The following is a 14436-nucleotide window of genomic DNA, read 5'->3' as shown; positions in this document are numbered from 1 at the left end:
TCCACGGTATTCCCCCAGACGAGTCGGGCGACGGGCCAGTCTCGTACGCGGCCGTGTGCCACTCAAGCTTCTTCTTCATTGTCATCATCCCTAGGTCGACTCGGAATCAGTCGCTTGCGACACTCGTTTTCCACGAGGCACGATGCAAATCTCATCTCGAAGTATCTCGTCCGTCCACACGATGGGTCTGGAAAAGCCGACATGCACAGGATTGACTCAGAGAGTCCGCGTGCAGAAGAAATATGCTCTCGCGTCATTGAAGGCTTTGCGCTGGACGGCAATGAATAGGACGACATCTATGCTGGCCGGCGTGGGGGTGACGAGATGATTTAAGTCGGCAAGGTCGACCACGGCTTCGAAAAGGGCTCGGCCGCCGATCTCCACAACGCCTGACGCCGCTGATCCGTAAGATGCAGCCCCCCACACAAAACGCATCGAGCCCACACCAAACGCATTGAGCAAAAGGCGATCTGGGTTGCGCAGATGCGATCGTCGAAATTGAGTAATCTTGCCAACTGCCGAAGGTAAGGTGCGGCATTCGCTCCTTCATGGTGTCGGGGAGGATTCATCATTGCCTCACCGCGCTGCAGCCTTTGCAATGATACCGGCTGGCTCTGGGAGGCAACTCCGGTTCAGCCACACAAAGACCACACGCCTGCATGCGCGGCGCATTGTCAGGATGCCGCGTCCGGTCTGTTGCAAACCCGACGATCACGACTTTGTCCCGTCCTCGCCGCAAGAATTGAAGACGGATCTGTATCGGCGCCAGGGCGCCTACTCGTAATTCGCCGTGTCGGCTTTACCCCTAAAACCAGTCATCGCCGGGCGACCACGGCATGTCGGTGCTGGGCGATTAGGCGACATCGCGAGCTATTTTTGATTGTTGACGCGACGGACTCCTACGATATTTCTTTAATCATGCGTATTCAGATTGGTACTTTGCTTGCTTCGTTCAGGATCTCATCACCCACGATTATCTTCTGAGCGGACCTGCGTCGCTGCAAATGCAAACTCCGCCCGGAGATCGCCGTGCGGCGAAACTATGGAGCCGGTGTAGACCGGGAGTATCGGTCTAAAATTGCAGACTGCAGCGCAAAGGTGGAGATGCTGAACTGGCCAGTCGAGGGGAGCAGTTGCAAAGGCCGTCGTGACTTCTGGTAAGTCCATCGTTTTACACGATAGCGCCATTGATCCAATCATTTCACCCGCTCGACCTCAATAAGCTTCACGTCTGATTTTTGTTCTAGAATGATCAGGTAGGACATGCAAAGGCGTGGCGCACGGTGGTCGAGCATCCACTGAAATGAAATCAGGTCGTTCTTTAATCCGTCAGAAGGGACCTAATTCGTTCTCACGATGAACCGTAGTTTGCTTCCGGACCGTAGCTGAGGAGATTGGGGGCGCAATGACGTGTATTGTTGGACTGGTTAATAAGGGCACTGTTTACATCGGTGGCGATAGCGCTGGTTTGGACTCGAACTATTCTCTCGTCGTCCGCAACGACAGGAAGGTATTCCGGAGCGGTGATTTCGTCATGGGCTTTACCAGCTCATTCCGGATGGGACAGCTTTTGGCGTTTGGCTTCCATCCTAACAGGCCGCGCGTGGGTGTCGATGTGATGACTTACATGGTCACCGACTTCATCGACGCCGTGAGAGCTCGAATGAAGCATGGCGGCTTTGCTAGGACGAGGGATTCTGCTGAATACGGCGGGACGTTCCTTGTCGGCTACGCCGCCCGGCTGTTCCATATCTCGGACGACTACCAGGTTGGAGAATCGGTCCATGGGTTCGACGCCTGCGGATGCGGTAATGCGATAGCGCTCGGCTCGCTGAGATCAACACGCGACTGGAACGACCCCAAAGCACGCCTCATTGAAGCTTTAGGCGCCGCCGAGACGTTCAGCGCGGGTGTCCGCGGGCCGTTCTATTTAGAGCAGACGGACTGCACGAATAATTGAACGATCCTTATCGTCCTCAGTCTATCCAACGACGTCATACGTGCCAGCCTTAACCTTGCGTGCGGTTGAATTTGCCTGAGTGAAGTGCTCCTGGGCAGTCATCCAGTTGAATTCCGGGTGATCTCCGCATTGTTGGACCGACCTGCATCTTAGCCAGAAGGTCCTTTGAGCATCGAAGTCCGGGTGTTTGGAGCCGACTCAAGTCGTGCCTTTGTCTCATCGTCTATGAGGGACAGTTACCGTCATCAGCCCTTGTTCGGAGCAGAGCCCATTAGCACCCGCTGGGGCTCGGAATGAGACGTTTCCACAAATCCGATGTGTGCCGTGATGATCTCCATGTACAGCATCGCCGCGCGGCTGCGCGGTAAGCAGGTCCGCGGAACAGCGGCGACCTTCGCTAAACACCTATACCAGAGCAATAGCCGGAAAAGATAAGTGATAAGGAGAGCAGCCCAAACCAAGTCGACCTTACTGGGTTCGCGTGTGGTTCCGTGTTCATCACAGCAGCCCGTCGCACTTCCTCTTCCAGTTGAAATAGGTCGCCTGGCTGATCCCGGCCTTGCGGCAGATCTCCGCCACCGCAACCCGTCACTGCCCTGCTTGAGAATGGACGTCTTCTGAACGTCCGAGAATCTCGAGGCCTTCATCGTCCTTCGCTCCTCCCAGCCAAGGAATCGGTGCGGAAAACTCTAGCCAAAAACGGTCCAGTTTACCGGCCTCAGATCACCCACAATAGGCTGACTCTAGAATTCGCATTACACCTGTTTATGCGGATTTTCGGCGGGGCCCTGATCGTAAGCTAGTTGTCGCCGAATGATTTTTTGCAGGCGTTTGGGTTCTCGTCGCGTCTACCTTAACCTGCTTGCCACCGGAGATGGGCAGTTTGAATTGCGGTGCGCGCCGATCTTCAGGCGGGCTGACGGCTCGGCTTTTCTTCGAGAGCTGGTCCATTTGGTCTCGCGAAAGGTTCAATGCCAGCAAATTTGCCAAGGCGTCTTCGTCCGATATGTCCGACGGCCAACCGTAGGCCGCGGCGACTGCGCCATCGAGAGCCCTGTGAACTTCGATCAACCAATGTGGACGTTGATTGTAAAGATCGGTCAACGTCCTCTCGCGAAGCAATTTCTCTGCTGCCGCATCTGAAGCTACAACGCGCATCGGATAGCCCGGCACCACCTCGGCTTCAGCTCGAACCAGGCCGGCCGGGTTTAGCCAAGCTTGGCGGAGCTCCTCAAGACGTCGCGCTGCCTTCGATATGGCTGTTGCACGCGCTTCACGCGCAAAGCGTGCGGCGGGAAGGTTCGGCGTAAGCCCCGTGGGGAACGGAAATGTCTCAAAGGATGAGCTGATTGTGTATCGCGGATCATTTCCGACGCCGTGCCACGAACCAACGCCAAGCGACCACATCAGATGCCATTTTGAAAGCAAAATACCGAGAGTCGTGTCATCATCACGGGCGATAACTTGCAGCTTGTGATCAGGCACAATCTGGGTCGATAACCATGTGAAAACTCGGTGACGCGAAACTTCGGGAGTTACGATGACGCGATCTTTACCCTCGAGCGCGTTCCACATACCGGGGCGCGGCTCCACATGGCGCCACCAACGTTCGCGATAAGCGTCGCGCCTGTTTTTGGACCTCTCTGGAAGGACGTGCTCTTTCACATATTGAAATGGAGCTTCATAGAGTGAGGCCTCGCGCTCCGACATTTCCCAACCGAAATCGATGATCCACATGTCGCGGGAGCGACGCGTCATGTCCATTCCGTTGCGCCAGGGTCGCAACACGTCCGAGTTTGGCCTGCCGTTGGGGTTCAGAGGTAACTTGAGCCACTTTCGCGCAAGCTCTCCCGGTATGTCGAAGGCACCTCCCTTAGTGTCTCCCATGAAAGCCACGCCGGCATTGTCGGCGAGACGGCGCGCCTTAGTGAGATCGATTGTACTGCTGAGGTCCGGGTTGATCGAGGCCACTGGTTCGCCGTCAAGCCTCAAGGCGTCGTCGCCCTTCCCAAAGCAAACGAGAGAAACGCGGACGGCAGCGCCGTCAACGACCCATGGTTCATCGCTCCAAGCTTCGAATACGCGGCTCTCGGCCCCGATCTGCTCTAGGACCTTACGGTTGGCTCCGCCGCGTATGGAATTTGTTGCGACCAAACCGACCCGTGACGTCTGACCGGACAGCAGAGCTTTGCGGGCTTTTTCAAACCAATAGCAAACGAGATCAGCCTCGCGCGAAACGCGCCCATCATAGACTTCAAACAGGCGTTGCACCGTATCATCGCCGAGTGCCTGGCGCATGAGCCGTACGCCGAGGAACGGCGGGTTGCCGACGATAAATTCGGCTTCAGGCCAGTCTGCTTCCACGTATTGCGCGTCTGACCGGTCTTTGGCGCCTCCCCTCTTACCGTGACTCAGGAGAGTCGAGGTCGCCGCGACCAGAGCGTTCCGGCCTTCAATGGCGTCAAGCTTTCGCAGGATCGGCTTGGGCTTGGCATGGATTCCGTTTCTGAGGCGCCACTGAATATCGCCGATCCAAATCGTTGTGCGAGCGAGCTCCGCGGCCAGTGGGTTGATTTCGATCCCGCGCACGATCTCAGGCCCCACAACCGGCAAGCGCGGCTCGAGCCCGAGTATCTCGCACTCGAGGTTTGCCTTGTTCTCGAGGTCTTTCACGCCTTGGAGGGCCAGGTAAAGAAAATTGCCAGAGCCGCAAGCGGGGTCCAAGATGCGGAGGTTGCGAAGGCGCTCGAGGTATCGCGACCGTGACTCCTCGGCTGCCTCTTGCTTCGTCATACGTCTCTGAGGCTTTTTGCGCATGGGCGGCGTACGCTCACCGCGTAGGAACGCTGTGATCTCTTGCTTGGCAAGTTCCCACTCCGCCCTTAGCGGACGAAGAATGACGGGATCAATGATCTTGGCGATCTTGTCCTGATCCGTGTAGTGAGCGCCGATCTGCGCTCTCTTATCCGGATCAAGAAAGCGCTCGAACAATGTGCCAAATATAGTCGGATCAATCAGGCTCCAGTCTAGGCTTCCCGCGGCGACGAGAAGGCCGATGTCGCTGGCATCCAACGGTAGCGCGCGCCTGCCATCGAATAGACCGCCATTGAACCATGCAATGTCGTTGAGATCGAACTCGCCACCGCTTTCCATGGCCTCGAAGAGCTTGTTGAGATAGTTCTTGGCGCGGTCGGGATTCTGCAAAGACCGCTGGAGGAGCTTCGGGAACAATCCATCGGGCAGAAGCTTTACGCTTTGAGCAAAAAAACAAAACACGAGCTGATTGACGAAATGCGCGATCTGGTCTGCTGTGCCTTTGCCGCGCAAGCGTGAGGCGATCCTGGAGAATTTGTCGGCGGCTTCGGCCGTCACAGCAGCCCGCGTCTTGGTCGGCTTCAGCTTCTCGGGCGCATGGAAGACGTTGCGGAGGATTTCGCGTTTGGCGGGCTCGGCCAGATCCTCGAGCACGATTTCGTAGGTCGTTGGGACTGTATTTGTCCAGGCAGTGTGAATGCGAAAGCGGTCGACGTCACAAACGACCTGAAGCGGGGGGCTTTCAAGAGCGGGTGCATAGCGAATGAGTTGAAGAAGAGCCGCGTCCAAGTTTCCGTTCTTACGTTTGTATTCCCAGGCAAAGTGGTCTCTCTTCCACACATCGGCAAAGCCGCGGCCTCCGCCAACTTTTGTGGCGCCTTTCTCGAAGGCGAAACGCTCACCGGTCGGATCGTCTTCGGTTGGCGTTGGATGTCCGAAGAGCGCACAAAGGTCGAGGAAATGCTCGTGAGCGGTTTGCCGCTCGGTTAAAGACGCCTTCTTCCATTTCTTTATGAACGCAGCAGGCGTTATCGGCGCGGTGGCGCCAGCACTGATACTCATGACGCAACTCCCCAGCCGCCTGTGTTCAGGTCTGCCGGTTTCAACCCTTCCTTTTGCCTGGCTCGCAGTCAACCAGAAGTAGGTCGCCGCGGGATGAGACCTTTCGAAATACTTAACGAGGCTGTTTTTGCAGTTTGCACGCGGCCCCAAAGTCTTATCCGCGATCGCGTATGCGGTTGATTTATACGCGATTCCGTATACTTAGGATTTAGACGCGATCGCGGATATTGATCTTTTATACGCGGTCACGTATATTCAGTTTCGGAGGTGGGCCATGACCCAGCAAATCGCGCGAACAGAAAAACAGCTCGGTGCCATCCTGCGCCGAGCCCGCAAGAAGGCAGGACTGACGCAATCCGATCTCGGGAAGAACATCCGCCTTCGGCAAGGGACGATATCACGGCTGGAGGGGGGCGCACCAGCCATGCAGCTTCACACTGTGATGGAGGCCTTGGCTGCGCTTGATCTCGAGCTCGTTGTTCGTCCACGGAGCAAAGCAAACGCGGCCGATATTGAGGATATCTTCTGATGGGCCGCCCGCGAGCCAACGCACCGCTGAACGTGTTCGTGAATGGCCGTCACGCAGGGGTGCTCAAGCGCGAGTCCAGCGGTGCGATCGATTTCCGTTACGATGCCGACTGGCTTGCCTGGGAATCCACATTCCCGATCTCGCTTTCCTTGCCGCTACGGGAGGACCGGTACATTGGCGCGCCGGTGATCAATGTCTTCGATAATCTTCTGCCCGACAGTGAGCCGATACGCAGGCGCGTCGCCGAGCGCGTTGGAGCCAACGGCACCGACGCCTACAGCATGCTTTCGGCTGTCGGCCACGATTGCGTCGGCGCGCTTCAATTCTTACCGGAAGGCGTCGATCCAGGGCCGACAGGAAAAATCGACGGGAAATTGGTCAGCGACAAGCAGATTACAGACATCATCCAAAACCTCGCCGCTGCGCCACTTGGCCTCGGTGAAGACGATGATTTTCGCATCTCACTTGCCGGCGCTCAGGAAAAGACGGCTCTCCTGTGCCGAGACAGCAAATGGTACAAACCGTCGGGCACAACGGCAACCACCCATATTCTGAAACCACAAATCGGACGCTTACCCAATGGGGTCGACCTCTCAGACAGTGTCGAGAATGAGTATTTCTGCCTGAAGCTGGTGGCGGCTCTTGGCGTACCGGCCGCCAATGCCGTGATCGCTGATTTCGGTGGGCGACGGACGCTCGTTGTTGAGCGTTTTGACCGGCGCTGGACGCAAGACAAGCGTCTCCTAAGGTTGCCCCAGGAGGATTGCTGCCAAGCCCTATCGATTCCGCCGACGCGAAAGTATCAGTCCGATGGCGGTCCCGGCATGAAGGAAATTCTGGAGTTGCTCAAGGGCAGCGACGCTCCCGCTGAAGATACCGCGATCTTCATGCGTGCGGGTATCGTGTTTTGGCTGATTGGTGCGACGGACGGCCATGCCAAGAACTTCAGCATCTTTCTCAGCCCTGGGGGACGTTTCCGCCTAACGCCCCTCTACGACGTGCTAAGCGCGCAACCCAGTCTGGACGCAAAGCAAATTCAGCCCAAAGCATTCAAGCTCGCAATGTCCGTCGGCAAGAGCCGCCACTACACAATGAACGAGATCCTGCCGCGGCATTTCATCCAGACGGCCGAAATGTCGGGCGTCGGCGTCCCTGTCGTGCGCGCGATCTTTAATGAGCTAACCAAGACTTTTGAGACAAATTTTGAAAGTGTGACAAAAGCCTTGCCCAAAGGCTTCCCGAAAAACCTAATGGAGTCGATCCGAGTCGCAGCTTTGCACCGCATAAAGCTCATCAGCGAGACAAACTAGGCCGCCATCGGATCATGCGACGCAAATCACGTGCGACTCATGAGCTGCTTTGTCAGGTTCAGCCACTCGAGGTCAGAGGACTTCCGAGTATCCCAATACGAATTGGAATGCTCTACCCAGGCAGGGTCATCGAAGACGGCCCCATCGAGCTGCAATGCGGCAGAGTTCTTGTTCCCCGTTCGGAAGTGAATTTCGACACCGACATAAACGGTGAGGCGAAACATCGCTCACTCAACGCATGGAGCGCGCCCAGACAGATGCGAGCACTTCGCGTGCTTCGAGCTGATTGCATATCGTTGTGGCTATCACTGCTGCTCGAATTGCCACGGAGCTGTCGGATCGATGCGCGCGAACCTGGGTGTCCGATCACTGAAACAGTGTCAGGGTTCGCCAACGTCCGCCGACGCTTATTCAACGGATAGTCGACGACTTCTCCATCGTCGCTCTAAGTTGTTGAATTTTATGGCGCTCGGGGAATCGAACCCCTGTTTCAGCTTGAGAGGGTAAAGTTAATCCGCTTGATGATCATCGTGAGGAGGGTCCTGCAATAGAACAACACTCTCTACACCGAATATCATCTGCTGAGAGTTTGTCCGTTCTATTACCTATCATATCCAATTCCACGATCGGCGCATAAGCGCCCTGCTTTCTCTCACTAGCGCGCAGCATCTTGCCAAGATGAAGCGCACGAGGACGAGAGAGGAGCACAGTCGTGGACCACAGTCCGCGGCCTCAGCGCAAATTGATCCTGCTCTGATCAAGTTTGTTGAAGCACTTGCAATTGCCGACGCAAGACGCGATCATCTCTTCGATAGCGAGCACCTGATGAAGAATCATTTTGATGCCGCTGGCGGCAAGCGCATCATCACTGGTATTCGAGATGAAACCCGCAGCGATCTATGCCCGGTTCTCGACCGAGCTTCAAAACGAAAAATCGACTGAAGATCAGATTGCCCTATGCCGCGCTTATGCGGCTCGTCATCAGCTCGATGTCGTTGCTACCTTTGAAGACAAGGCGCGTTCTGGAGCCTCGGTATTCGGCCGCGATGGTTTGGTGCAGCTTATGGACGCTGCGCGTCAGCATCGTTTCACAGTTGTGATCGTCGAGGCATTGGACCGGCTTTCACGTGACATGGAGGATCTGGCCGGCATCCACAAAAGGTTGTCTTTCCAGGGGATCGAGATCCAGGCAGTTCATGATGGCACTGCGGACTCAATCTTGATTGGGATCCGCGGCCTCGTCGGACAGATGCAGCGCGAGGACGGCGCGAAGAAGGTTCGCCGCGGCATGGCCGGCGTGGTACGCGATGGCCGACATGCGGGAGGGCGTGCTTACGGATATCGAGCAGTACCCGGCAAACCCGGCGAGCTCGAAATCGTCGAAGACGAAGCTACAATCATCCGGCGGATTTTTGCAGGATACGCAGCGGGACGGGGGCCGCGAGAGATCGCGCAGGATCTCAATCGGGAAAATATCCATCCACCGCGAGGTCGGCGATGGAATGCGTCGACAATCAACGGCAACGCAAAGCGCGGGACGGGACTCATCTTCAATGAGCTCTATGCTGGCCGTATTGTCTGGAACAAGGTCCGGATGGTGAAGGATCCCGATACAGGCAAACGATTGTCTCGCCCAAACCCTCGTGAGGAGTGGCAGAGCATTGATGTGCCCCAACTGAGGATCGTCGAACAGTCCGTTTGGGAGCAGGCGCAGGCTTTGAAGACTGAGAAGGGGCATTTGGCCAGCCACATGAAGCGACGGGCGCCGCATCTCCTGTCGGGTCTGCTTCGGTGCAGTTGTTGCGGATCTGGCATGTCAGTTCACGACCGTGATAAGACCGGAAAGACCAGGATTCGTTGCTCAGCTGTGCGCGAGAGTGGCAGTTGCTCGAATCGCAGGATCATCTACCTGCGCGACATCGAAAGACTTGTGCTCAGCGGGATGGTTGAGGAGTTGAAGGACCCACGGTTGATCGAGACCTACGTCCGCAACTACAACAGTGAGCGAGAGCGGCTTGCGGGGAACGCTTCCGCGGAGCGCCTGCGGCTAGAGGCCAAACGTGACCGGATCGAAGGCGAGCGTCAGCGCAACATTGATCTTGTGATCAGGTACGTGATCTCGGAGGAAGATGCCAAGCAACGGATCGCGGAGCTGAAGCAAGAGCGGCTGCGCGTCGAGGCGGAATCGCGAGAGCGGCATCTATGAGCTGTTTTGCCTGGCCGAGGAGGCTGGAACGCATTTCCTGGTGCGAACCTGTGTTGATCGGCTTGCCGGGGACGGCAATCATACAATTGCCGACGAAATGGACGAGGTTACGATCAAGGGTCTACATCGGATCAAGGTCAAGGACGACAAAGGCGATCCCGACGACGCCGTTCTTGAGATCAGGTACCGCAAGATACGAGTCCTGCCGCCGATTGGCAAACAGACGAAATATCCCGCACTCACTCTGACCGTGATCCATGCTCAAGAGCGGGGAAGGCCGAAACGGCGAAAGAAAATCGAGTGGAAGCTCCTCACCGATCTCCCGGTCCAATCGCGCAAGGACGCCATCAATAAGATCGAATGGTACGCCTTGAGGTGGAAGATCGAAGTCTTCCATAAGATCCTCAAATCGGGCTGCAAAGCAGAGGACTCAAAATTGCGAACGGCTGAGCGTCTGGTCAATCTGATCGCGGTCTTCTGCATTGTGAGTTGGCGCGTCTTCTGGATGACGATGCTCAATCGCTGCTCGCCGAATGCCGTACCGCAAATGGCTCTGACAGATCCCGAAATCAGGGTTCTTGATCATTTGGTGAAAGACAGGCGTGGTGATTGCTCTCGACGAAGCACGCTCTCGCACTATGTCGTCAGGATCGCGCGGCTCGGAGGATACTTGGCCCGAGCCAACGATCCACCTCCAGGAAACACCGTGATCTGGCGCGGACTATCGCGGCTGAACGACATCGAACTTGGAGCCGCAATCGAGGCAACAATTATGGGTAATTGAAAGCCATAATAGTGGGTTACACGTGGTAGCGGGAGACCGCTACATCGCTAACCCACTCTTTTTGAAGCCCTGTTTTCTTATCGGCGAGCAGCCTAACTCCCAAGCTGACCTCCCGATAGCCCGTCAAAAGCCGCCGCTTGAGCGCGCATCCTCGCTACCCACAATGGTGCTCGAATAGGTTCAAAGCCCGGACACGCAACACCCGATTGTTGCGATTGATCGAGAGGGTCGTCCCTTGCCTGGCTGCGTAAACCGACCTTTGCCTTCCGAAGGCAAAGGCCACACGTTCGAATCGTGTCAGGTGCGCCACTTTTGCCAACTCCACTACACCGGCACTAAAATTGGCGCCGATCGTCGCGAGAACTAGGTTCAGGGCCACCCTAGCCTTACATCGCCTTGACGATGTTCTCGGTGACCTTCTTGGCGTCGCCGAGCAGCATCATGGTGTTGTCCCGGTAGAACAGCGGATTGTCGATGCCGGCATAGCCCGACGCCAGCGAGCGCTTGATGAACATCACGGTGCCGGCCTTCCAGACCTGCAGCACCGGCATGCCGTAGATCGGCGAGGTCTTGTCCTCTTCCGCCGCCGGGTTGGTGACGTCGTTGGCGCCGATCACGAAGGCGATGTCGGCCTGGGCGAACTCCGAGTTGATGTCCTCGAGCTCGAACACCTCGTCATAGGGCACGTTGGCCTCGGCCAGCAGCACGTTCATGTGGCCGGGCATGCGGCCGGCCACCGGATGAATGGCGTACTTCACCTCGACGCCTTCCTTCTTGAGGAGGTCGGCCATCTCGCGCAGCGCGTGCTGGGCCTGCGCCACCGCCATGCCGTAGCCGGGCACGATGATGACCTTGGAGGCGTTCTTCATGATGAAGGCGGCATCGTCCGCCGAGCCGAGTTTTGCCGGTTTCTGCTCGCCCGAGCCGCCGCCGGCCGCCGCGGTCTCGCCGCCGAACCCGCCGAGGATCACCGAGATGAACGAGCGGTTCATCGCGTGGCACATGATGTAGGACAGGATCGCACCCGACGAGCCGACCAGCGCGCCGGTGATGATCAGCGCCGAGTTGCCGAGCGTGAAGCCGATGCCGGCCGCGGCCCAGCCCGAATACGAGTTCAGCATCGAGATCACGACCGGCATGTCGGCGCCGCCGATCGGGATGATCATCAAGACGCCGAGCGCCAGCGCCAGGATCGTGATCATCCAGAAGTCGAACGCGCTGCCACTCAGCACGAGCCCGACGATGAAGAACACCAGCGCCAGCGCCAGCACGATGTTGATGACGTGGCGGAACGGCAGGATGATCGGCGCGCCGCTCATCCGCGCCGACAGCTTCAGGAACGCGATCACCGAGCCGGTGAAGGTCAAGGCGCCGATCGCAACGCCGAGCGACATCTCGACCAGGCTCTGCGGATGGATGTTGCCCGGCGTGCCGATGTCGAAGGCTTCCGGCGCATAGAACGCGCCGGCGGCGACCAGCACCGCGGCCATGCCGACCAGCGAATGGAACGCGGCGACCAGTTCCGGCATCGAGGTCATCGGCACCCGGCGCGCGATCACGGCGCCGATGCCGCCGCCGATCGCGACCGCGAGGATCACCAAGAGCCAGGCGACGCCGTCGGCCGGCGGATGGCTCGCCAGCGTGGTGCCGACCGCGATCGCCATGCCGATCATGCCGAACATGTTGCCCTGGCGCGACGATGCCGGGCTCGACAGGCCGCGCAGCGACAGGATGAACAGCACCCCCGCCACGAGATACAACAGTGCAGAGAGATTGGCGCTCATCTCAGGTCCCCCCAAATTCTTGACTCACCCCGAGGTGGTTGCCGTTTTACTTGGCTTTCTTCTTGTACATCGCCAGCATGCGCTGGGTGACCAGGAAGCCGCCGAAGATGTTCACGCAGGCGAAGATCAGCGCGATGAAGCCGAAGCCGCGGGCCCAGCCCGAGCCGCTCGACACCATGCCGACGCCGACCGCGAGCAGTGCGCCGACCACGATCACCGAGGAGATCGCGTTGGTCACGCTCATCAGCGGCGTGTGCAGCGCGGGGGTCACCGACCACACCACGAAGTAGCCGACGAACACGGCGAGAACGAAGATCGACAGCCGGAACACGAACGGATCGACGGCCTGCGCGAGATGCTCCATGGCTTCTCTCCTTACTTCGGCTGGAAGTTGGGATGGATGACGGCGCCGTCCTTGGTCAGCGCGGTGGCCTTCACCAGCTCGTCGTCCCAATTGACCGCGAGCGCCTTGTTGGCCTTGTCGATCATCGTCTCGATGAACGAGAACAAATTGCGCGCGTAGAGCCCCGAGGCCGATGCCGCGACGCGGCCGGCGACATTGGTGTAGCCGACGATCTTGATGCCGTCGGCCTCGACCACCTCGCCGGGCCGGGCGCCCTCGACATTGCCGCCGCGCTCGACCGCGAGATCGACCAGCACCGAGCCGGGCTTCATCGATTTCACCATCTCGCCCGACACCAGCTTCGGCGCCGGACGGCCCGGGATCAGCGCGGTGGTGATCACGATGTCCTGCTTCTTGATGTGCTCGGCGGTCAGCTGGGCCTGCTTGGCCTGGTACTCCTTGGACATTTCCTTGGCGTAGCCGCCGGCGGTCTGCGCGTTCTTGAATTCCTCGTCCTCGACGGCGAGGAATTTCGCGCCGAGCGATTCGACCTGTTCCTTGGTGGCCGGGCGCACGTCGGTCGCGGTGACGACAGCCCCGAGCCGCCGCGCGGTCGCGATCGCCTGCAAGCCGGCGACGCCGACGCCCATCACGAACACCTTCGCGGCCGGAACGGTGCCGGCGGCGGTCATCATCATCGGGAAGGCGCGGCCAAAGGCCTCGGCGCCCTCGATCACGGCGCGGTAGCCGGCCAGATTGGCCTGCGAGGACAAGACGTCCATCATCTGCGCGCGGGTGATGCGCGGCATCAACTCCATCGCGAAGGCGGACACGCCGGCATCGGCTATCGCCTTCAGGGCGGCCTCGTTGCCGTAGGGATCCATGATCGCGATGACCAGCGCGCCGCGCTTGTATTTGGAGAGTTCGGAGGCTTCCGGCCGCTTCACCTTGATGATGATGTCGGCGTCCTTGAGCGCGTCCGCGCTGACGGTGGCGCCCACCGCGGTGAACTCCGAATCGGGAAGGCCCGACTTGATGCCCGCGCCCGGCTCGACCGCGACCTCAGCGCCGAGTGCCTTGAACTTCTTCACGGTATCGGGCGAGGCCGCAACCCGCGGCTCGGACGGATCAATTTCCTTGGCAACGGCAATCTTCACTTCTCAGCACCATTATTGAGGTTTGGTCAAAGTCACGGTCACAAGCACCTCGCCTGATGACCGGCTTTATCGAGCTTGCAGAGACGGACCGAGTGAGCAACGACGTTCTCGAAGCCCAACTAACGGCCATGAGAGTTCACATCGAATGCGACGATGCCGTGATCAAAGAAAGCAAAGCGCTCGGCAAATCTGATGATCTCGGCACGTGACTTGCGATCCTTTACCTTGATGAAGGTCGCCAGAAGGAGGAGGCACTCATCTGTGTAGACATCATCTCGCTGCTCGAGCTTACCCATCATCTATCTCATCGGCGATTCGGGACTATTTGATCGGCTTGTGGCACTCTCGTTCCGGCTCCTCACGTGTGCACCGAAAGTCTATCGGAGCCCCAGATGTTACAATCAGGGTTGGTTCCACTGAAGCAGACCGATGCCAGGCCCGCCTCCAGCCGGATGGTCAGCGGCTTTGGAGGCGGGCCCTTCTTCCG

10 protein-coding genes and 1 pseudogene are annotated in these 14436 nt (G+C 58.3%); 5 read left to right on the top strand and 6 right to left on the bottom strand.

The window, feature by feature from the left end:
* The first annotated feature begins 1405 nt into the window (after nt 1–1405).
* Entirely contained in the window at nt 1406–1960 is a 555-nt protein-coding gene (locus XH92_RS08140; protein ID WP_194458756.1) for a hypothetical protein, read from the top strand.
* A gap of 501 nt (nt 1961–2461) precedes the next feature.
* Here XH92_RS08140 and XH92_RS42920 read toward each other — a convergent pair.
* Together XH92_RS42920 and XH92_RS08130 are read right to left on the bottom strand one after the other, a co-directional pair.
* A pseudogene (locus XH92_RS42920) lies at nt 2462–2607 on the bottom strand (transposase); the annotation flags it as partial.
* A 118-nt stretch (nt 2608–2725) separates the two neighbouring features.
* Nucleotides 2726–5836: a class I SAM-dependent DNA methyltransferase gene (locus XH92_RS08130; RefSeq protein WP_210345543.1), complete on the bottom strand. Its 3111-nt coding sequence runs from the start codon at nt 5834–5836 to the stop codon at nt 2726–2728.
* Nucleotides 5837–6110: 274 nt separating this feature from the next.
* On the opposite strand from XH92_RS08130, the gene XH92_RS08125 reads away from it, so the two are divergent.
* From XH92_RS08125 to XH92_RS08110, 4 genes are all read left to right on the top strand, one after another.
* Nucleotides 6111–6365 carry a helix-turn-helix domain-containing protein gene (locus tag XH92_RS08125; RefSeq protein WP_194458755.1) on the top strand — a complete coding sequence of 85 codons (255 nt, stop codon included), beginning with the start codon at nt 6111–6113 and terminating at the stop codon, nt 6363–6365.
* Nucleotides 6365–7675, top strand: coding sequence for a type II toxin-antitoxin system HipA family toxin (locus XH92_RS08120; RefSeq protein ID WP_194458754.1), 1311 nt, complete (start codon nt 6365–6367; stop codon nt 7673–7675). The genes XH92_RS08125 and XH92_RS08120 overlap by 1 nt, the downstream gene beginning before the upstream one ends.
* An 841-nt stretch (nt 7676–8516) precedes the next feature.
* Nucleotides 8517–9881: a recombinase family protein gene (locus tag XH92_RS08115; RefSeq protein WP_246788320.1), complete on the top strand. Its 1365-nt coding sequence runs from the start codon at nt 8517–8519 to the stop codon at nt 9879–9881.
* A gap of 40 nt (nt 9882–9921) precedes the next feature.
* The gene (locus XH92_RS08110) at nt 9922–10665 is read left to right on the top strand and encodes an IS4 family transposase (protein ID WP_246788317.1); all 744 of its coding nucleotides are present in this window, start codon (nt 9922–9924) and stop codon (nt 10663–10665) included.
* 386 nt (nt 10666–11051) lie between these two features.
* On the opposite strand, the gene XH92_RS08105 is transcribed toward XH92_RS08110, so the two are convergent.
* The 4 genes from XH92_RS08105 to XH92_RS08090 form a co-directional block, all read right to left on the bottom strand.
* A complete protein-coding gene (locus tag XH92_RS08105) occupies nt 11052–12449 on the bottom strand; it encodes an NAD(P)(+) transhydrogenase (Re/Si-specific) subunit beta (protein WP_194456623.1) in 1398 nt (465 codons plus the stop codon).
* A 46-nt stretch (nt 12450–12495) separates the two neighbouring features.
* Nucleotides 12496–12813: a proton-translocating transhydrogenase family protein gene (locus tag XH92_RS08100; protein WP_050403072.1), complete on the bottom strand. Its 318-nt coding sequence runs from the start codon at nt 12811–12813 to the stop codon at nt 12496–12498.
* A gap of 11 nt (nt 12814–12824) precedes the next feature.
* Nucleotides 12825–13949, bottom strand: coding sequence for a Re/Si-specific NAD(P)(+) transhydrogenase subunit alpha (locus XH92_RS08095; protein ID WP_194458753.1), 1125 nt, complete (start codon nt 13947–13949; stop codon nt 12825–12827).
* A gap of 119 nt (nt 13950–14068) precedes the next feature.
* Nucleotides 14069–14245, bottom strand: a complete 177-nt coding sequence (locus tag XH92_RS08090) for a hypothetical protein (protein ID WP_194458752.1) — start codon at nt 14243–14245, stop codon at nt 14069–14071.
* Nucleotides 14246–14436 lie beyond the last annotated feature (191 nt).

The sequence above is a fragment of the Bradyrhizobium sp. CCBAU 53421 genome (assembly GCF_015291625.1).
Taxonomy (GTDB): Bacteria; Pseudomonadota; Alphaproteobacteria; order Rhizobiales; family Xanthobacteraceae; genus Bradyrhizobium.
This window is presented reverse-complemented; position numbering and strand designations above follow the sequence as displayed.

Coding starts and splice junctions, on each gene's coding strand:
- XH92_RS08140 (WP_194458756.1), top strand. CDS start 1,406: ATGACGTGTATTGTTGGACTGGTTAATAAGGGCACTGTTTACATCGGT.
- XH92_RS08130 (WP_210345543.1), bottom strand. CDS start 5,836: ATGAGTATCAGTGCTGGCGCCACCGCGCCGATAACGCCTGCTGCGTTC.
- XH92_RS08125 (WP_194458755.1), top strand. CDS start 6,111: ATGACCCAGCAAATCGCGCGAACAGAAAAACAGCTCGGTGCCATCCTG.
- XH92_RS08120 (WP_194458754.1), top strand. CDS start 6,365: ATGGGCCGCCCGCGAGCCAACGCACCGCTGAACGTGTTCGTGAATGGC.
- XH92_RS08115 (WP_246788320.1), top strand. CDS start 8,517: ATGCCGCTGGCGGCAAGCGCATCATCACTGGTATTCGAGATGAAACCC.
- XH92_RS08105 (WP_194456623.1), bottom strand. CDS start 12,449: ATGAGCGCCAATCTCTCTGCACTGTTGTATCTCGTGGCGGGGGTGCTG.
- XH92_RS08100 (WP_050403072.1), bottom strand. CDS start 12,813: ATGGAGCATCTCGCGCAGGCCGTCGATCCGTTCGTGTTCCGGCTGTCG.
- XH92_RS08090 (WP_194458752.1), bottom strand. CDS start 14,245: ATGGGTAAGCTCGAGCAGCGAGATGATGTCTACACAGATGAGTGCCTC.